Source organism: Granulicella aggregans, from assembly GCF_014203275.1.
Taxonomy (GTDB): domain Bacteria; phylum Acidobacteriota; class Terriglobia; order Terriglobales; family Acidobacteriaceae; genus Edaphobacter.
The window spans coordinates 277,061-297,654 of the sequence record NZ_JACHIP010000001.1 but is presented as its reverse complement, the minus strand read 5'-3'; the positions used below and the strand labels follow the sequence as shown (position 1 = coordinate 297,654).

Annotated in this window: 10 protein-coding genes and 2 tRNA genes; 6 read left to right on the top strand and 6 right to left on the bottom strand. The window is 60.0% G+C overall.

Annotated features, from left to right (window positions below; genetic code table 11):
- Positions 1-25: 25 nt before the first annotated feature.
- From HDF16_RS01270 to HDF16_RS01255, 4 genes are all read left to right on the top strand, one after another.
- Entirely contained in the window at positions 26-4,030 is a 4,005-nt protein-coding gene (locus tag HDF16_RS01270) for a TonB-dependent receptor (RefSeq protein ID WP_184213356.1), read from the top strand.
- Positions 4,031-4,038: 8 nt separating this feature from the next.
- Entirely contained in the window at positions 4,039-5,343 is a 1,305-nt protein-coding gene (locus HDF16_RS01265) for a hypothetical protein (RefSeq protein ID WP_184213355.1), read from the top strand.
- 69 nt (positions 5,344-5,412) lie between these two features.
- Positions 5,413-8,796 carry an MBG domain-containing protein gene (locus tag HDF16_RS01260; protein ID WP_184213354.1) on the top strand — a complete coding sequence of 1,128 codons (3,384 nt, stop codon included), beginning with the start codon at positions 5,413-5,415 and terminating at the stop codon, positions 8,794-8,796.
- A 214-nt stretch (positions 8,797-9,010) separates the two neighbouring features.
- Positions 9,011-9,994, top strand: a complete 984-nt coding sequence (locus tag HDF16_RS01255) for a YncE family protein (protein WP_184213353.1) — start codon at positions 9,011-9,013, stop codon at positions 9,992-9,994.
- A 240-nt stretch (positions 9,995-10,234) separates the two neighbouring features.
- On the opposite strand, the gene HDF16_RS01250 is transcribed toward HDF16_RS01255, so the two are convergent.
- From HDF16_RS01250 to HDF16_RS01240, 3 genes are all read right to left on the bottom strand, one after another.
- The gene (locus HDF16_RS01250) at positions 10,235-10,780 is read right to left on the bottom strand and encodes a glutathione peroxidase (protein ID WP_432432227.1); all 546 of its coding nucleotides are present in this window, start codon (positions 10,778-10,780) and stop codon (positions 10,235-10,237) included.
- A 309-nt stretch (positions 10,781-11,089) separates the two neighbouring features.
- Positions 11,090-11,164, bottom strand: a tRNA-Cys gene (locus tag HDF16_RS01245).
- Positions 11,165-11,245: 81 nt separating this feature from the next.
- Positions 11,246-11,320, bottom strand: a tRNA-Gly gene (locus HDF16_RS01240).
- 366 nt (positions 11,321-11,686) lie between these two features.
- On the opposite strand from HDF16_RS01240, the gene HDF16_RS01235 reads away from it, so the two are divergent.
- Both HDF16_RS01235 and HDF16_RS01230 read left to right on the top strand, forming a co-directional pair.
- Entirely contained in the window at positions 11,687-13,135 is a 1,449-nt protein-coding gene (locus HDF16_RS01235) for a PAS domain-containing sensor histidine kinase (RefSeq protein WP_184214128.1), read from the top strand.
- 311 nt (positions 13,136-13,446) lie between these two features.
- Complete coding sequence (locus HDF16_RS01230; RefSeq protein WP_184213352.1) at positions 13,447-14,958, top strand: ATP-binding protein; 1,512 nt, start codon at positions 13,447-13,449, stop codon at positions 14,956-14,958.
- Positions 14,959-14,981: 23 nt separating this feature from the next.
- Here HDF16_RS01230 and HDF16_RS01225 read toward each other — a convergent pair whose 3' ends face one another.
- From HDF16_RS01225 to HDF16_RS01215, 3 genes are all read right to left on the bottom strand, one after another.
- Complete coding sequence (locus HDF16_RS01225; RefSeq protein WP_184213350.1) at positions 14,982-15,431, bottom strand: hypothetical protein; 450 nt, start codon at positions 15,429-15,431, stop codon at positions 14,982-14,984.
- A 407-nt stretch (positions 15,432-15,838) separates the two neighbouring features.
- On the bottom strand, positions 15,839-18,385 hold the full coding sequence (locus tag HDF16_RS01220) for a transglycosylase domain-containing protein (protein WP_184213348.1): 2,547 nt from the start codon (positions 18,383-18,385) through the stop codon (positions 15,839-15,841).
- 160 nt (positions 18,386-18,545) lie between these two features.
- Positions 18,546-20,417, bottom strand: coding sequence for a proline--tRNA ligase (locus HDF16_RS01215; protein ID WP_184213346.1), 1,872 nt, complete (start codon positions 20,415-20,417; stop codon positions 18,546-18,548).
- Positions 20,418-20,594 lie beyond the last annotated feature (177 nt).

Below are 20,594 nucleotides of genomic sequence, written 5' to 3'. Positions count from 1 at the left end.
ACGAAGAGCAATGAGGCCAAGACCGATGATGAAGCGATGGATTCAGATGTTGAGCTGTGGGCTGATGCTGCTGCTCGCCGTGGCAGCGAACGCACAGACAGCCCGGTTCAGCGGACAGATCTCCGATGCCCAGGGAGCGGTCATCACAGGCGCTCAGATTCAGGTGCTGAACCTGGATACGGGCACGATATTATCCGCACGATCGGACGGAGAGGGTCACTTCACCGTGCCGTTCCTTGCGGCCGGGCACTATCGCGTGGATGTAGTGAAGGACGGCTTCAGTTCCGTCAGCAGCGCGGATATCACGCTCGGCGTCGGGCAGGTCTTTGTGTACGACGCGCAACTTCAGGTTGGCAACCTCAAGACAGACGTCAGTGTCGAGGCAAGCGCTATTACGCAGGTCGAGACCCAGAACGCCGAGATTGCCGGGACGATCACGGGACGCGAAGTGACGAGCATTGGCTTGAACGGTCGCAACTTCGTCCAGTTCATCGATCTTGTGCCGGGAGTGTCGAACCAGACGCAACAGGACGAGGCCAAGGTGGGCCAAGCCGGGAGCGTCGCCTACTCGGTGAACGGCGGACGCACGGAGTACAACAGCTTCTCCATCGATGGCTCTGAAACCTTGAATACCGGCATCAATAAGGACCACAGCACGCTGATCGTGACGCCGAGCATCGATGCCATCCAGGAGATCAAGGTACTCACTTCGAACTATGGGGCGCAGTACCCGAGCACGGGCAGCGGAACCACGATCGTCACGACGAAGTCGGGCACCGATAAGCTGCACGGAAATCTATTCGAGTTTCTTCGCAATGAAGCGTTCAACGCCAAGGGCTACTTCGATGTAACCAAGGGCGCGCCACTGTATCGCCGCAACGACTTCGGTGGCACAATCGGCGGACCGATCGTGATTCCGAAGGTCTACGATGGCCGCGGAAAGACACACTTCTTCTTCTCGGAAGAGGCCCGTACCGAAAAGTCTCCGACCCCATATCGCCAGGCCGTGCCTTCTTATGCAGAACGCTTGGGGGACTTCAGCGACGTCTGTCCCGCGGGATACAACGACACCAGCGTTACGGTCGACAAGAGCAAATATCCGGACTGCCCTGTTGTGGGCGCGGGATTCAACGGCGCAGCCATCGGGCAGATCAATCGCAATGCGCAAGCGATTCTGAACACGGGTATTATTCCGGCGCCGAACGCGACCTCCGGCTGCAACTCGACCGTCGGTTCCTGCTACAACGTGGATGTCTCGCTGCCCACTTACTATCGCGAAGAGCTCTTTCGCTTCGATCACGCGATCAACTCGAAGGTGCAGGCGAGCTTTCGCTACATACACGACGAATGGGACGAGACGACTCCGGTGCCTCCGTACTCGTTCCTACAAAATAGCTTTCCGACCATACAAAGTCGGTATTACGGACCTGGCCTCAGCATGGCGGCGCGAGTGACCGCGTCGCTGACTCCGACTCTGCTGAACGAGTTTGTGGTGAGCTTTACCAACTCGCGCATCAAGCTCTCGAACGTGCACGGAGCGAACGTATCTATCCAACGGCCAGCCGCACTCGATGCGCCCTGCGCGGTGGACCCGAACTTTGACAGCGGCCAGACGGCAGCCGTGCTGATCCAGTGCCCGGCGACGACCATCTTCGCGAATGGCAGCAAGGGGCTGGACGGTGTGGCGAAGCTGCCGGGTATCTCCATCTCAGGCAACAACGCGGAATACGGCGGCCTGGGATTCAATGCGGACCCGGCCTATCTTCCGTGGACCCATACCAATCCCGTCTACAGCTTCGCGGACAACATCACCAAGGTGCTCGGCAAGCACAGCCTGCAGTTCGGCGCGCAGTGGGTCATCTATCAGCGCAACCAGGACAACACGCCCATCGGCGCGGCAACCGGAGAGACGCAGGGGATCTATACCTTCAACAACGTAAAGTATGGCCTAACGGGAAACTCCTTCGCGGACTTCCTCTACAACCGGCCGCAGCAGAACATTCCGTTGCCGGGCGATCCCGGCTTCAACGCCGCCGGGGAATCGTCGGGCGGGGTCTTCAGCTTCCAACAAGACAGCGGCCAGACGAGATACCGTGAGCGCTACCAGATCATCGAGCCGTATCTGCAGGATGACTTCAAGGTCTCTTCAAGGCTGACGATCAACGCCGGCCTGCGTGTGAGTCTCTTCGGAAACTTCCATACCGCGAACGACAACGTCTACAACTGGAATCAGAAGTACTTCAGCAACACGGTCGCCGCGAGCCTGCAGGTAAATCCTCTTACCGGCGAACTGGTCGACAAGTCCACCGGGATTTCGTTTGCCCTCAATCCCGCGAATCCACAGAGCGGCCTTGATCCCCGGGTATTCAACGGATTGTCGCGTTGCGGCACGGGCGGTGTTCCGGGAAGCTGCGCTTCAAGCCACTGGTTCAATCCATCGCCTCGCATTGGTTTCGCGTGGGACGTGTTTGGCCAGGGCAAGACTTCGTTGCGGGGCGGCTATGGCGTCTTCTTCGAGCACGGGACGGCGGATGAAGCCAACACCGGATCGCTCGAGGGCAGCTCTCCGATCGTGCTGGATATGACCGCGTTGAACGTCGGCAGCTGGAGCAACGCCGGACGCAACGTGGCCTATCCCCTCAACGTCACTGCGATTCCATTCAAGCAGATCTGGCCTTATGTGCAGCAGTGGAGCGTGAGCGTGCAACAGGAGCTGCCGAAGGGCACACTGGCGAGTCTCGCTTACGTCGGAAGCAAGGGCACGCACCTTGCCCTGGAGCGGCAGTTGAATCAATTGCAGCCAATCAGCGCTGGCCAAAATCCGTTCGGCGCGGGGCAGCCGCTGGTCCGCAGCGGATACAACGCATTCGCGCCAACGACTCCCATCGGAGACTGCTCTTACACCGGCAGCGGCGACAGCTTGTCCTTCGTCACCACCAACGGCACTGTGGTGGGGGCGTCCGATGCCGCCTTCCCCAACATGCAGGCGGCGTGCTTTGGGACGGGATCGAATAACGGAACGGGATTCGCCGCGAACCCCGTCGCGGTGCAGCCTAATGCGCTGCGCAAGTTCGCACCGGGGCTGGGCGAGATCTACTCGCTCGAGGACATTGCAAACTCTAACTATGGTGCACTTCAGGCGACGGCCCGGCGCACAGCGGCGAACCTGACGCTCGGCGTGGCTTATACCTATAGCCATTCGTTCGACAATGCCTCGGACCGCTCGGATGCGACCTTCGTCAACTCCTACGATGTGCGCGCCAATCGTGCGAGCTCGAACTTCGACCAGCGCCATCTGCTGCACGTGAGCTACGTCTACCAGGTGCCTCTGCTTGCCATGTGGCAGCACTTCGTCAGCAACATCAATGCTGATCCCGATCCCGAAGATGCTACCGTGCCGGACCGTCCACCATCGGCCTATGCCAACAGCGCCGTGGCGAAGCAGATCCTGAACGGTTGGGAGCTCTCCGGCATAACGCTCTTTGAGACCGGCATTCCGTTCACGGTCATCAACAACGGCAGTCCCGCAGGAATCTCAACGCTGGATAACGCCGGCGTCGCAAACGGCCAGGGCGCGGGCTCTTACCCGGACTTGATTGGCAATCCTTATGGCCGCAGGCCAACGGGGGGGACCAACGCGCAGAGTGTCGGCCCGCTGCTGTTGAATCCCGGCGCCTTCGCTGCGCCGCGAGGCCTGAGCTTTGGCAACGCGGGACGCAACTCGTTGCGAAATCCGCGACGCACCAACTCGGATGTTTCGCTGGTGAAGAACTTCGCAATCAGTGAACGCTACAGCCTGCAGTTCCGCAGCGAAGCGTTCAACGTCTTCAACCAGACCCAGTTTCGCATTTACGATCCGCTGCTCGGCAACCAGGCGCAGAACACGCTTAGCTGCTTCGGACCCTACGCGACAGGCTACTCCGGTGCCGGCGGTGACGGCACAAGCTGCCTCACCGGAAGTTCGTTCCTGCATCCCGTCGATGCGCACCGGCCCCGCACGCTTCAACTCGCGCTGAAGCTGGCGTTCTGAGGACCTTTATGCAGACAACTTTTCGTGGTTCACGATGGATCGCCCTGGCTGTCACCTCAGGATTCTTGGGGTGCGGCACAGGAGCGCCCGACAACTCGGCGAACCTATCGCCATTGCCACCGGTCATAACACCGGCGAGTACGACGACTTATGCCGGGGTCGACAATCCCGGTTATTACTCCGTCATCCTGGATGATGTTCAAAAGCAGTTCAGCTATCAGGCCATCACGTTTCCGGCTGCGGCGCAGGCAGGCTACTTCAACGAGACCGATGGCGTAATGAACTTCGGCAATACCAGCGGGGCACAGCGCGGACTCGCGGTCGAGCAGCCGGGCTCCGCAGGGGTGCTCCGGCCGGGGGATGTCACTGCATTTCCCGTGCCCTTAGTGGCTCAATCCGACTGCTTCGCCATCATCGGCAGGCTGCGCTATATCTACCTGACGATGGGGCCGCACGCGGCGTCGGGAACCGCAGACGAGTCCTCACTTACCCCGGCCTATGGAACATTTACCACCAGCACGTCGACGGATGGAAAGAGTTGGACCTTCGGCGACAACCATGGCTACCAGATCCCTTACTACGGAGCCGGTTCCGCGCAGACTGAGAACGGAACCGATCCGCTGACCTATGCCGCTACCTGCGCGAGCAGCAACGGAGTGGGCACGATCGCCGCCAATCCGTCGGCAGTCTTCGTCACACCGCAGGACTCGCCAGCGAGCAATCCTACATTTCACTTCAATCCCAACGGCCTCTTCGTCGAAGACCGGTCACCCACTCAGGCTCCGGCGATGACCCGCTCCGCGCTGTATGGGGAGATCGGCATGGCCGTTCCAAACTTTCCCATCAGCACCACGGACCTCGCGACCGGGACGTATCGCGGTCTGGTATACGAGTTCGATCCTTCGAGTGACTCCCGCACCCACGCGGTCTCATTTACTCCGCCAACGGATAAGTCGTCGACGCTGGCTGGCGGCATGTATGCCAACGACAATCTGACTCAGACTCCCGCAACTACGTACACGATCACGCTGGGAACGCAGGATGCCGCACTGAACGGTCTCTTTACGTCCGCTCAACTTTCAGTCCTGGACCCCAATGGTGTCTGTCCAAGGGTGGCGCAGGATGCGGGCACTGCACCCTTCATCAAGGCAGGATTCAACCCGTCGGGTAGCCCGGTATGTCTTTCCCGTGGGGTGGCCATCGCAAGCAAGATCGCCGGCAAGTACGTGATCTATTTCAGCTCCTACGATGCTTCGAACTCGGGCTCGGCAGACGTTACCCAGCTCATTCAGTTTTATCTCTATCAGCAATAACCATCAGCACTGTGCGCACGAGAAGAACACCCGCAAGAAGAACCGGCAAGAAGAACAACGGAGCGACTCATGAACCGGAAACTCTATTCGCATATATCCTTCGCCCTCGCGTGGCTGCTTTGCGTTGGCCTGCTGGCGAGCGTTCCGCCTGCCCATGCGCAGTCGGTCGCGGATTACGCGAACAGCACGGCGCATCTCACGATCGGCTCGGGCACGGCGACGACTCTATACGCCGGGACCTTCGGAGCCGTAGCGCCGACTGACTTGGCGGCTACGACGGACGCGATGGTCAGGGACTCGGCGGGGAACCTCTACTTCGCAAACACCTATGAGATCGACATGTACTACACGGCGGACATCTCAGGCGCCGTCCCGCCCCTGCTCCAGTTTGCCGCTCAGAACGCGTCGACTCCCTTCACTCCAGTGAAAGGAAACGTCTATGCTATCGCCGGCAATGGCAACAATGCAGGGCTGAGTTGCGGCGGTGGCGCGTGCGGAGATGGATCCTTTGCGGTGAACGCCACCCTCGGCTACATCGGTTCACTTCTCTTCGATAGCACCGGCAGCCTCCTCATGGCGGATGAATCCAGCTATGCCGTGAGGAAGATCGATCGGAGCACAGGATTCATCACCACCATCGCGGGCGATCCAAACCATACGATCAGCGCCGCATCGGCGAATGGGACGACCGCGGCCAACTCGACATTCGTTTCGCCGAGCTCGCTTGCGTTAAGCAATGGTGTTCTCTATGTCGCCGATGGAGGCGCAAACCTTGTCCGTGCGATCGGTACGGATGGGACGACGACAACTATCGCTGGCGACATCACTCAGCCCGGCACTTTCTGCAGTGACACCACCTGCGGCGAAGGCGGCCCAGCGACCAGTGCCGTGTTGGGTGGCGTGTACAGCATCGCGCTCGATTCGGCTGGAAATCTCTATCTGTCTGAGCTTCAGACGAACGTAGTCCGCAAGGTTGGCTCGGACGGCAGCATCCACACCGTGGCAGGCGTGATCGGCTCCTCTTGTGGAGGCTCGAATTGTGGCGACAACGGTCCGGCGACCTCGGCTCTTCTGTTTTCCCCGATTGGAATCAGCGTAGATGCCAATGACAATCTCATCATTACGGACCAAGCTGACAACGCGATCCGCGCCGTGCGTCACAGCGATCAGATGATCTTCACGATCGCCGGCAGCATCACCGCAAGCCCATCGGCTACGCAGGCCCAGGAAGCTGCGCTAGACGGCAGCCCGGCTTCGTCTCTGATGCTGACCAACCCTTCGTTCGCATTCATCGACTCAACCGGCGGTCTCAATGTCGCGGACACGAGCCTGATCTGGAAAGTAGATGGCCCTGCCCAGAAGCTAGCGCAAACCATCGAGTTTCAGGCCCTCCCGACTGTCACCTACGGCACCGCGCCGATCACTTTGATGGCCCAGTCGATCGGCCCCGATAGCAATCCCACGAGCCTGACGATCACTTACGCGGTAAGCCCGGCGAACTTAGCGAGCATAAGCGGATCGAAACTCACCATCACCGGTGCAGGCAACATCACGATTACAGCCAGCCAACCGGGCGACACGACCTACATGGCGGCCACGCCCGTTACACAGACACTCAGCGTGCAGAAAGCCCCGCTCACAGTGGCAGCGGACAACCTCTTCTTCACCTACAACAGCTCCTCTACATTGCCGCAACTCACTTATCACCTGGGTGGATTGGTGCTCGGTGAGACGGCGGCAACGGCTGTCACCGGCCAGCCGGTGCTCACAACAAGCGCCACGCCGAAGTCCGCCTCCGGAACCTATCCGATCACGACTGCGCTAGGCACGCTGGCTTCGGTCAACTACGCTTTGACGCCGCAGAACGGAGTGCTCACCATTACCGGCGGCGTGGCGCAGACCATAAGCTTCAGCGCCCTGCCTGACGTGACCTATGGTGTCTCGGCCATAACGCTTGGCGCTTCATCGAGCTCGGGTCTTGCGGTCTCCTATACCGTCTCCGGTCCTGCAACGATTCTTGGCTCGCGGCTGGTCGTAAACGGAGTCGGGGCGGTTTCCGTCACCGCGGCGCAGGGGGGGGACGAAAACTTCGGCGCCGCGACACCGGTGACACAGATCTTCACGGTCAAGCCCGCGATACTCAGCATCAAGGCGAATGATGCCACTCGAGCCTATGGAGCGACCAATCCTGCCTTCAGCTACACGGCCACCGGCTTCGTAAATGGTGATGGGCCTTCAGTGCTAAGCGGAGCTCCGGCCTTCCTTCCACCTGCGGCAAGCTCGGCTCCCGGCCAGTATCCTCTCGGTCTGGACCCAAGCGGCGGTACTCTGTTTGCCTCCAACTACACCTTCAACTTCCTTCCAGGCACGCTCACGATTACGAAGGCGGCGCAGACGATTACCTTTCCCCAGGTCGCCGACACTCCGTACGGGAACTCCGTGATTCCCTGGAAGGCGACCGCGAGCTCCAGTCTGGCAGTGGCCATCGCCGCCACCGGTCCAATCACCTATGACCAGATCGAATTCTCTCCCATTCCTCCCGACCACTCCGCCGTGATTGGCACGGTCACTGTGACTGCAATTCAGCCCGGGAACGATCTGTACGCGGCAGCTCCCCCAGTCACGCAGACCTTCCAAACCACGCGGGCTCAGCTTCAGGTGAACGCAAACAATATGACGCGAGCGTTTGGAGCGGCAAATCCGAACTTCACCTACTACTTCGCGGGTAGCACGAGCGCAGTCATCGCGGCCAATACCTACTCGGGCATGCCACAGCTGACGACAACTGCTGACAGCAGTTCTCCGCCTGGCGACTATCCGATCGTGGTAACCCAGGGAACGTTCAGTTCGCCCGTATGGACGCTGCAGCCGATCAACGGGACGTTGACCATCCTCCCGGCTGCCAGCTTCACCCTTTCAGCGACGCCCTCGGCCCTGACTGTCCCAATCGGCCAGAGCGCCTCGGTGAAGATTACGTTGACGCCATTAAACGACTTTGCCGGATCCGTGACGGTAGGCTGCGGCGCGCTTCCGGCAGGAGTTACCTGCACCATGAATCCCCAATCGCTGACTCCGGTTGCCGACGCGAATGGATCCGGGCCTGGACCAGCCACGGGAGTTCTGACCATCGTAGCGGCGGGAACCCAGGCCTCGTTACAGCACGGTCCAGAGGAGGTTCTCGCAGGTGCACTCTTATTTCCAGCGGCGACAGGGGGTCTCCTCCTGGTCTTCGCCCGAAGGAGATTTGCACATCGTGGGGCCGGCCGGATGATCCTCTTCGGCGCGGTTCTATTACTTCCACTGTCCTCGCTGATCGCCTGCGGCGGCAACGGAAAAAATTCGCAAAGTGGTTCCCAACCAGGCACCTCGATGATTCAGGTGACCGGCAGCGGAGTTGCCCCTGATGGGACCACGGTGATGAATCAACTCAACCTCACCATCACCCTGCAATGAGTTTCCCCTGTGCGGCGCGCCGCTTCTGAGCGTTCCCGCACAGGGTTTGTTCGAGTATCTTTTCCTTCCGCGTCTGGCGGACGGCTCGACCCCTTGCGTTTGCACCTTCTGTTCACACCTCCCAGACGATCCGGTAACTGCAGCCGGACTCGCATCGCGCCCAGTCAGCGAAAGCTGGCACCACTCCAGACCTTCCACCTGCTTTGAAAGGGAAATGAAAATGTTGAAGTCGCTTGCGTTCGCAACTCTCGCAGCCACCGTTGCCGTGGCCGCGCCCGCCCAAACCATCAAAGCCACCATCCCGACCGCCCAGCCGACGGTGGGACTTGGAGCCAATCCCATCACCAACAAGATCTATGTTGCCGCCCCCACGTTCGGAGGCTCTGCGGACGCGATCCTCGTGATCGACGGCAAGACGGATAAGGTCATCAAGCAGATTCCGGTCCCTGTAGGCGCCGCGAACTTTGTCGTCGTCGACTATCTTCGCAACCTGGTCTACGCGGTTGGCTGCGACAACTACTCGGCCACTTTCTCCTGCCTGGAGACCGAGATCAATGGCAAGACAGATGCGGTCGTCACCACCCAGACGATCCTCACGCACCCGGGAGACGGCATTCTCGGCGTTGCCTTTGATCCCATCTGCCGCAAACTCTTCATCGCGAACGGCAGCGATTCTCGTGTCGATGTGATCAACGCAGTGACCGGCAAGATCGTAGAGAACATCAACACCAGCAATCTGGAGCCGTTCGGCATTGCCTTCAACCCCGTCGATCAAAGGCTGTACATCCCCTTCGTGACCGGCCAGGCGGAGGTCTTCGATGTTCGCCACCACACTCGCATCGCTGACGTCATCGTAGGCGATACCAATATCTTCGCTGCGGCCAACCTGGTCACCGGCCACGTCTTCGTCACCAATGATGACCTCGGCGTAGCCACCACGATAGTGCTCGACAAGGATGGCACGGTCCTCGCTCAGATCCCGGTGCAGGATAATCCGTACGGTGTGGATGTCGATCCCACTACGAACAAGGTGTACGTTGCCAACACGGGGACGGGCAACTTGACGGTGATTGATGGCAAGACGAACGCAGTCACGGCGACTCTTAGCGGAGTCAACGCCAACTACGTTGCCGTCAACTTTGGTAGCCGGAAGGTCTATTTGTCGGGCAACACGGGTATCACGGTCGTCGCCGAATAGTCCGATTCTTGTGAAACAAGGACACGGTTTCATGATGGGCGATCCAAGAGCCTTTGGATCGCCCATCGTGTTTAAAACTAGATCTACCTGGGTGCCTAAGGAAAGATTCCTGATACGCGCGGAGCCAGGACAACCCGAATAGGCACCTGATCGCCGAGGTGATCTGCAAGGCAGGACTCAGCGATCAGGCGTCGGCCCGGTCATTGGCTCATGAGGAACTGGCCTCAGGCATCGCAGCGCCTAGGACTTCAGCGCAGACTCGATCGCCGAGATCACCTCTGGCGAATCCGGGGTCACGGCCGGTTCAAAGCGAGCGATCGGTTGCCCGTTGCGGGCGATGAGGAACTTGGTGAAGTTCCACTTGATCTCGCCGCCAACGTTGGGTGCCGCAGTGAGGTACTTGTAGAGCGGCGTCTTATCGTCGCCCTTTACCGAGACCTTCGACATCATCGGAAACTTCACGTGGAACTTGGCGCTGCAGAACTCTTTGATCGTTGAATTGCTGCCGGACTCCTGGTTGGCAAAGTTGTTCGCGGGTACGCCGACGATCACCAGACCCTTATCCTTGTACTTCTCGTAGACGGCCTCGAGCGCGGTGTATTGAGGCGTAAATCCGCAGGCGCTGGCGACGTTGACCACCAGCAGCACCTTGCCCTTATAGGCCCCCAGGGTGGTGGCGTCACCGTCGATGGAGTTCAGCTTGAAATCGTAGACGGGCGCGCCGGCATCAGCCACAGCCACGCCGCTCAGGACCAACAACATCAGCATCAGGTAGATCTTTCGCACAGGTGCCTCCAGAAAATCATTCCGTGCCCAGTGTAACTGGGCGGCTGATATAAGCCGCAACGCTCGTTCCTGAGCAACTTGTCGAAGTTCACATGTGGCTGGGAGTAAGCCGATTCACTCTTGGGCTTCAAACTGTTGGCGGATCCTGAAGGTAGCGGGAAGTCGCCAAAGACTTGGAGGGGAACGTGTGGCTCGCTGTTTGCAGCGATGCCCATATTGGAATGAGCATCTTCGCAATAAACATAGAGGATCAGCCGACTCCTAGAGTCCATAAGTCGCGGTGTAGATCGGTGTAAGTTTTTAGGAAATTGGAGGCGCGGGTCGGGATCGAACCGACGCATAAAGGTTTTGCAGACCTCTCCCTTACCACTTGGGTACCGCGCCTCGGGCAGGCTGAGACAGGCCCATCGCAATCTAAGGACTCTCAGCAAGCTGCCGAGAATGATAGCGCGAACTGGCGCTGATTGGAGCGGGAGACCGGGGTCGAACCGGCGACATCTTCCTTGGCAAGGAAGCACTCTACCACTGAGCTACTCCCGCTCACCTGTAATGAAGTATAGCTACTCGTTGCTGCGAGGTCAACGCGGTGGGGCTTCGGCAGAAGGTGGGTCGCATCCACAGTATGCGGAAAGACCGCTGTTCATGCGGCTCTGGCTCGTAGGTGGGAAAAAGATTCGATCACAAGTCAATCTGTTCGCGCGTGTTCGCCGTATATCGCTGCGCCAAGAAGTATTGCGGGGGCCACTGGCAGGTGTTTCAGCAGTGCCAACGAATGCAAGTCGCAGAGGGGGCCATCTTGCGCCAACCTGCATCCTACCCACCAGAAGCGGACGGTAAGCTGCCCGGTGCTGAGGGTTTTGAAGGGTGGGGCAGTTGGTACAAACAGAGGTGGAAGGCAGGGTTTCCATGGTGGAAGGCTCGCAGGATCGGCATTGGCAGGCGCTGCTCGATTCCGCCGGCGAAGGCATATGGGGTCTGGATCTTGATGGGAACTGCACGTTTGTGAATCAGCTTGCGACGAACATCTTCGGCTACGAGAGCGAAGAGATGCTGGGCAACAATATGCACGCCCTGACCCACCATCACTATGCCGACGGTCGCGAATATCCCGATGAAGAGTGCCCTGTGTACGGGGTGTTCCGCAACAAAGGGGCACTGCGTCAGATTACGGAATCGATGTTCCGAAAAGATGGCAGTCCGTTCCTGGCAGAGATCTCGGCGCAGCCCGTGAAGGTCGATGGACGGATCGTGGGTGTGGTGGTGACGTTCCGGGATGTCAGCGACATCCGTCAGCAGCAGGAGGAGTTGCAAAAGGCGTATGAGCTTGCCGAGCGACGGACGGCTGAGCTCGATGCGGTGATTGAGAGCATTCCCCATGCGATCTTCATCCGGACTACCGACGGAAAGACACGGCAAAACCGGCGGGCGCTCGAGATGTCGGGCCATGCGTTCCCTTCGCAGTTGAACACGATGGATCGCGCGCTCAAGGGAGAGGCGAGCACAAAGACGATCCGCCGGGCGAACACGTGGATCCAGAGCGACGCTGCGCCGATCGTGTTGAAGGACAAAATCATAGGAGCGGTCGCCGTAAATACCGATATCACCCAGGACCGGCTGCAGGAGGACATGTTGCGGAAGTCCGAGAAGCTGGCTGCAGTGGGGCAGCTTGCGTCGGCGATCGCGCATGAGATCAACAATCCTCTTGAGTCACTGACGAACCTGCTGTACCTGATTCGGCAGACAGAGAGCCTTGAAGATATCCAGGAGTATGCGTCGATCGCGCAGAAAGAGTTGACGCGGGTCAGCGAGATCACGGTTCAGACGCTGCGTTTCCACCGTCAGCAGAACAATCCCCAAAGTGTAGATCTGGCGGAGTTGCTGCGGTCGATCATTTCGCTTTACAGTGGAAGATTTTTGGTGCGCGGGATCGGGGTGGACTGGAAGCTTGAGGTTTCGCCGAAGGTATTCTGCCTGGAGGGCGAGATACGGCAGGTGCTGAACAATCTCATCCGAAACGCGATTGACGCCATGTCTGGTGGAGGGCGTCTGGCGGTGAGGTTGCGGCCCGCACGCGACGGTGCAGGGCGGCAAGGTGTACGGATTACGATTGCGGACTCCGGCGAGGGAATCAGCCCGGAGATTATGAGCCACCTGTTTGAGCCGTTTTACACGACCAAAGATGCGACCGGGACGGGGCTGGGATTGTGGGTAAGCAAGGGAATCGTCGACAAGCATGACGGAACGGTGGCGGTAAGAACGCGCCGGGCTGGCGCTGGCCCCGGGGGCACGGTGTTTTCGATCTGGCTGCCGGTAGAGAATTCAGGGCTGCGAACCCTGAGCGGAGCCGAGGGATAAGGCAGCTAAGCGGGTGGAACGGATCGCAAGAGTTGTGCGTATAAGAAATACGGACACTTTTGATCTGATTTGTAACGTTGAGCGGGTTGTTGTCATCTATTCTGCATACGAATGTGTTTTTGGAGTTTCGGCCTGGGAGTTTGGGGCGGGTCCACTCATCGCTATTGCGCTGCGATGAAATGGGACATGAATGCTCAACCAGATGCCCGGGATGACGTTTCATCTTGAGGTTTCCCTCAGAGATGTACCTGTCACAATAGAGATGATTGAACGGATGGACGCGAGGCCGATGGGGCTGCGGGAGGGAATGAATGGGCACTCAAAGTAGCTACGATCTGCTGGCGACGATGCCGCCGGCTGCGCCACGGGTGTTCATGGCCGAGCCCCAGGTGCCGACGCCGGTGGACCAGATTGTCGCGGCTCTGAAGAGTGTGCATCCCCTCCAGGGGCTGAGCGACTCCGAGTATGAATGGCTTGCAACCCGCGGAACCGAGTGGGCGGGTGAAGACGGCAACCTTGTATTCGTGGACGGCGGTCCGGTCGACAAGATGCACTTCATTCTCAAGGGCGAGATCCACGTTCGGAGGGCGAAGGGATCAGCGGCGCAGATCTTCATTGGACGTGCGGGACAGATGACGGGGAAGATTCCGTACTCGCGGATGAAGACGTATGGCGGCGACGGGTACTGCGTGGGGTGTGGCTGGTCGCTGAATATCGATGAATCGATGTTTCCGGAGATGCTGGCGGCGATTCCATCGATGACGCAGCGGTGCGTCTCCGTGCTGCTGGACCGGACGCGCGAAGTCACCCGCATGGAGCAGCAGGGCGAGAAGCTGCTGGCGCTAGGCAAGCTGGCGGGGAACCTCGCACATGAACTGAATAACCCGGCTTCGGCGGCGCAGCGGGCGGCGGCAAGCCTGTTTGGGGATTTGAAGAGGTTCGGGCAGTCGCGCCACGACCTTGGAAGAGCGATCAAGTCGGACGATCAGAATATTGCCCTGAAGGCCTGGTATGAGCGGACTCGCGAGCAGATGGCGGACTTCTCCGAGATATCGAATGCACGCTTCAGCCCGCTGGTGGTCGCGGACCGCGAGGACGCGCTGGCGGAGTGGCTTGAGGGGCACGGGATTCCCGAGGCTTGGGCGCTGGCTCCGTCACTGGCGGAGAGCCCGCTGACCATTGCGCAACTGGATGATCTGGCGGAGATTGCGTCGCCGGAACTGATGGTGCTGGGCATTCCGGCGTTTGCGATGTCGCTGCGGGTGGAGCGGATGGCGGAGACGGTGATCGATTCGACGGTACGGATCTTCGATCTGATCTCGGCGATCAAGGACTATTCGTATATGGACCAGGCTCCAATCCAGGATGTAGATCTGGCGGAGTCGATTGAGCGGACGATGGCGATGCTGCAGTCGCGGCTGCAGGGGATCTCGGTGGTCCGGGAGTATGATTCCGCCCTGCCTCGAATCAGTGCTTATGGCAGCGAGTTGAACCAGGTGTGGACGGCATTGATCGAGAACGCGCTGGAGGCCATGGAGGAGACGGCTGATCAGGAGCCCACGTTGAGGCTGAAGACGACGATCTCCGGCCAGTCGGCACTGGTGGAGATATGGGACAACGGGAAGGGGATTCCGGATGAGCTGCGGTCGCGGATCTTCGAGCCGTTCTTCACGACCAAGGCTCCGGGACGCGGGCTGGGGCTGGGACTCGATACGGCGCAGCGGATCGTCAATAAGCACTCGGGAAGTATGACCGTGCAATCGAAGGCGGGGGCGACCTGTATTCAGGTGCGGCTGCCGCTGAACCAGGCGCAGGCTTACTAGAGGCAGAGTGTAGGGGATAGGGTTCAGGGCGTAAGAGAGAACGGGTCGCCGACTGCTTCGGGTTCTATTTGTTTGAGGTATAGCTCCCATGCCTCCTGCTGCTCCTCTTCTGGTTGCTGTTCTTCCGCGGGCAGAGCGTAGTGGAGTTTGGAGAGATTCGCGTTGGCCATCTGGATGGCATAGAGGATGGCGGAGGCGCGGTTGTGGTCCAACTTGTCCTGCGCGATGGCGGTGGCTACGAGCGAGAGCGCGGTCTGGATGGACTCGGGCGTGTCAAGGTCGTCGAAGACGAAGGGGAGGGCGCGATCCTTTTTGGGAGAGACCGTCTTCCTGTTCGGTGGAACGGCACGGACCGCGGATGGTTTTTGCTTTCTCCAGCGGTAGTGGAAGTAGCAGAGGTCGGTTCCTCTGAGGGCAGGGGATTGGCAGACTTTGCCGTCGGAAGATTTGATTTGGGTGCAGAGAGCGTACATGGCGACTCCTTCGTTCTTTTTTAGCCACCCCCAGGGATGGTTTTGGATGTTTGTGTAAGTTTCATAGAATGAATGGTTTGGCGTGAGGCTTTCGGCTAAGGTCTTGAAATAGCGGAATTTGTTGCTGAGGGAGACGAGTTAAAAGCGAAAGGCCCGGACACCGTCCGGGCCTTTCGCTTTTCGATCTAAATTAAGGATATCAATTTGCGGGTATCCTTTGGGCAACTTTTATCTCTTCTGGAATGTTTCGGTTGCGGGGTTTTCGGGCTTGACAGCGATTTTCGCGTCGGTGGCTAGAAGCGGATGAAGATGATGGCCCGGATCAGTACTGGGAACGTTTCGTTTCCCACCCATCGCGATGAGACTGCGATGGGGCACCCGGTTTGAATTGGCTGGCCAAGCAGATGCTATTGGGGTGGGGCGTTGGGATCAGGATTTGGTGGGGGAGTCTTGGGTTTGTCGCCGCCACCGAAGATGCGCTTGAAGATGTTCTTCTTTTGTTGAGGTTGCTGGCCAGGCACATCCGGGGCAGCATTGCCGTCGGTATTGGGGCCGGGTTGAGTAGGTTGAGGCTCGGGCTGTTTGTCGCCGCCGATGCCGAAGAGCTTCTGAAAGAAGTTCTGCTGCGACTCGCCCATGTGACTGCAGGTGTTCTGCGGAGCGGTGCCGGCGAGGAAGGAGATGTAATAGTCGTTGGGGCAGGACTGGTCGGCGGCGAGCCAGGATTCCTTGTCGATGCGTACCGCCTGGACGCCGGATGGGGCGGTGAAGGACTTCATGTCCGAGTACTGCGGTAGCTTGATGGCCCGGTTCATGAACTCAGCCCAGATGGGGGCGGCGGCATCGGCTCCCTGCAGGGGACGGCTGAGACCGTGAGAGACGTCCGTGTAGTCGTCGTTGCCGACCCAGATGACGCAGAGAAGATTCGAAGAGTAGCCGGCGAACCAGACGTCGTGCGAGGTGCCGGTCTTGCCTGCGGCGGGAGCGGTGAAGCCGTGGGCCCGGGCAGCGGCACCGGTGCCGAAGGTCATGACGTTTTCCATCAAGGACTGCGTGAGATAGGCGGTTCGCGGGTCGAGGACCTGCTTGGCTTCGGGGGCGTAGTCCGCGACGATGTCGCCGTTGGGATTGCGAACGCTGGCGAGCAGCCAGGGCTTGAGGTGAACGCCGTTGTTGGCGAAGACGGTGTACGCGCCGGCCATGTCGATGGGTGTGGCGTTGTAGGTGCCGATGGCGACCGACGGTGTTCCCCGGGCGTTGACGATGCCGGCGGAGCGGGCGAGAGCGGCGACGTTCTCGTAGCCGACCTTCTGCGCGAGGGCGATGGTGGCGATGTTCAGCGAGTGGGCGATGGCCTGGACGGCGGTGACCATGCCGGGATATTCGCCGTGCTCGAAGTTGCCGGGGATGTAGGATTGGCCACCGGTGCCGAAGTCCTGAGCGTCATTATTGAGCTTAGTGAGAGCGGTGAAGACGCCGCCGTCGAGCTCGGTTCCATTGAGCGAGGTGTTGTACGCGGTGGCGTAGACGAATGGCTTGAAGATGGAGCCGGTGGGGCGTTCGGCGACAGCGTGATTAAGCTGGCTGTTGGTGTAGTTCCGTCCGCCGACGAGGGCGAGAATCTGGCCGGTATGGGGGTCGATCGCGACAAGAGCGACCTGGGGATAGGTGATACTTGTGTCGTCTTTTTTGTGACGCTTGCGGATCAGCTCGTCGACGTTCTTCATGCCTGCTTCAACTGCTTCGGATGCAGACCGTTGGAGGTCGGGATCGAGCGATGTGTAGATGCGAAGGCTTTGTTGTCCGAGGGCCTGATCGCCGATGCGTTGGACGAGCTGGTCGTGGACCAGGTCGACGAAGTAGGGTGCCTCGCTGGCATCGACGTTGGGCGGGGCGAGGCGGAGAGGCTCGGCCTTGGCGCGGGTGGCTTCGGTCTGCGTGATGGCGCCCGTCTCGATCATGGAGTCGAGGACGACGTTGCGGCGCTCAACCACTCGTTCTGGTGACCGGTAGGGGTTGTAGTAGCTGGGGCGCTGGAACATGCCGGCGAGGGTCGCGCACTCTGCCAGATCGAGTTGCTTGAAGTCCTTGCCGAAGAAGGCCTGGGAGGCTTCGCCGACGCCGTTGATCTCGAAGCTGCCGCGGTGGCCGAGGTTCATCTCGTTCACGTACATCTCGAAGAGCTGCTGCTTGTTGAAGCGGGCTTCGAGCTGGAAGGTGATGAGCAGCTCAATCATCTTGCGCTTGTAGCTTTTCTCTGGGGAGAGGAAGAGATTCTTGGCGAGCTGCTGCGTCAGGGTGCTGCCGCCGCAGCGCTTCTTGCCGGAGACGAGATCGGTGACGCCGCACTTGATGAGGCGGAGGTAGTTGACGCCGCCGTGCTCGAAGAAGCGGCGGTCCTCGATGGAGGTGACTGCCTCGACCATGCGCGGGGGGATCTCGTCGTATTTGACGAGGCGGCGCTTGACGCGGCCCTTGTCTTCGGAGAGAGCGGTGATGAGCTGGGGCTCGAGCTTGTAGCCCTGCAACGACGCTCCGTTTTCGGCGGTGATGGAGGTGACGACACCGTCCTCGGTAGCGATCGTTGCTCCGTCGGTCGAGTGGAAGGACTCCGTGCCGGGCTTGATCTGGATGCTGTCGCCGGAGAGCTGGAAGGTGCCGAGCGCGGGATTGCCGTTGTAGCCGGCGGACTTCAGTTCGCGGGCGATGGTGCCGGCGGTCAGGTGCTGGCCGGGGCGGACCTCGCGGGAGCCGGAGTAGATCTGCGCGGTGTTGGCGAAGAGGGGGCCGGAGGCGAGGCGGTCGTCAACCACTTTTTGATATTTGAAGTAGAGGACGCCGAAGATGCAGGCAAAGAGGATCGCGACGCCGAGGACGGCGATGAGAGCGCCACGCAGGATCGTGCCGCCGAAGGTCTTGCGAGTGCGGTTGCCGAGTTTGAGTTTTACGGGCATTTAGTTTGGGTGGTGCGGGATGCTTAGAGCAAGTACGGATTCGGGGCTGAAAGGTTCGGACAGTTTGGGTTGGGCGAACCGAGATGCAGGTCCTTCAACTGCGGCTCTCGTATGAGGCTGCGAGAGCCTTCGCTCAGGATGACGGCTTTGGACGTGGCGGTTAGATAGTTCGCTGAAGAGTTGAGACGATGTCAGCCAAGGCAACGTCGTGGGTCTGGTTGAGCAAGCGGTCTACCAACTCGACTTTGCCTTCTGAGAGTTTCTTGCCGATGTTGATGCGGTAGGGGATGCCGATCATCTCGGCGTCTTTGAACTTTACTCCGGCGCGCTCGTCGCGGTCGTCGAGGAGGACATCGAAGCCTGCGGCGGCGAGGTCGTTGGCGATGGACTCGCCTGCGGCTAAGAGGTCGGCTTCCTTGATGTTGGTGATGGTGACGACGACCTCGAAGGGGGCGATAGCAGAGGGTAGAGCATAGCCTTCCTGCTTGCTCTCAGGGTTAGACGCAAACTTCGCGGCCGACGTCTCGATGGCAGCTGTAAGAATGCGCTCGATGCCGATGCCGTAGGAGCCCATGATGGGCGTGACTTCCTTGCCGTCCTTGTTGAGGACGGTCGCGCCCATGCTCTGGGTGTACTTGCGGCCGAGCTTGAAGATGTGGCCGATCTCTACAGCCTTGCCGAGCCGCAGGGGCTGGTTGCCAATCGGATCGAGCTCGCCTTCGAGGACGTTGCGGATGTCGGCGGTCGCGGTGACGGTGAAGTCGCGCGATGGGGTGACGTTGCGGAAGTGGTAATCGAGCTTGTTGGCTCCGGCGACGAGGTTGCTGCGGCCCTGCAGGCCGAGGTCCATGATGACTATCGTCTTCAGGCCTTCGCTTGTGGTCTCGCGGGAGACGCCCTTCAGCTTGGCGAGTTCCTTGCCGGAATTAAGGCCGTTGAGCGAGCCCTGGGTCATGACTTCGGCGATGCCTACGGGACCGAGGAATCCCGCCGGGCCGCCGATGTGGAGTTCCAGTTCAGCAGGCAGCATGGGGCGGAGTTCCGCAACGCCTGCGATGGCGCAGAGCTTGGTCTCGTTGACCTGGTGGTCGCCCCGCAGGAAGGCTACAACGGGGCGTAGCGGAGTGTCGGCTGTGGGAGCGGCGACGGTGCCCATGAAGGCGACGCACTTGATGTCCTGCGAGGGCAGCATGCCGAGGAACTGGCAGATGTCGGCGATCGCGCCCTTGCCGGGAGTGTGAACGAGCTCGGGGAGGCCGTCGCCGGTGGGGGCGAGGTCTTCTACCGGAGAGAGGACGGAGACGGCCTTTTCGAGGTTGGCGGCGTAGCCCGATGCGGATGAGGCGATGAGGTCTTCACCGGCTTCGGTGTAGACCATGAACTCCTGTGACTGCGAGCCGCCCATGGAGCCGGAGTCGGCTTCGACGGCTACGTATTCAAGACCGCAGCGGTCGAAGATGCGGCGGTAGACGGCGTCGTGCTTGATGTAGCTGGCGTCGAGCCCGGCCTCGTCGATGTCGAAGCTGTAGGCGTCCTTCATGATGAACTGGCGGACGCGTAGGAGGCCGGACTTGGGGCGAGGCTCGTCGCGGAACTTGGTCTGAATCTGGTACCAGATCTGGGGGAGCTGCTTGTAGCTGCGGAGTTCGTTGCGGGCGATGTCGGTCATGACCTCTTCGTGGGTCATGCCGAGGCAGAGCTCCGCGCCCTTGCGGTCCTTGAGGCGGAACATGTTGTCGCCCATGACGGTCCATCGACCGCTGGCCTCCCAGACTTCCTTGGGGTGGATCGTAGGCAGCAGGAACTCCTGGCCGATGCCGTCCATCTCTTCGCGAACGATGGCGATGATCTTGTTGATGGCGCGCTGGCCGAGCGGCAGATAGCTGTAGATACCGGCTCCGAGCTGGCGAATGTAGCCGCCGCGCAGGAGCAGTTTGTGGCTGGCAACTTCGGCGTCGGTGGGGGCCTCACGCAGGGTGGGGATGAAGAGTTGCGACCAGCGGTGGACGACTTGCTTTCGAGCCTGCTGCATTTTTTAGGTGATACCTTTCAGCGCCCGGGTGGGCGGGGCGAAGCTGCCTGTCCATTCTACTTTGGCGGGAGACGCGATGGAGCGGAGCGAATCGAGGGAGAAGGGAAGTCGCCGTGGCCGGTATGGTTCACGAACGCGAGAAAGTCGACAAGTCCTTCGCTATATGTAGCTTAGCCG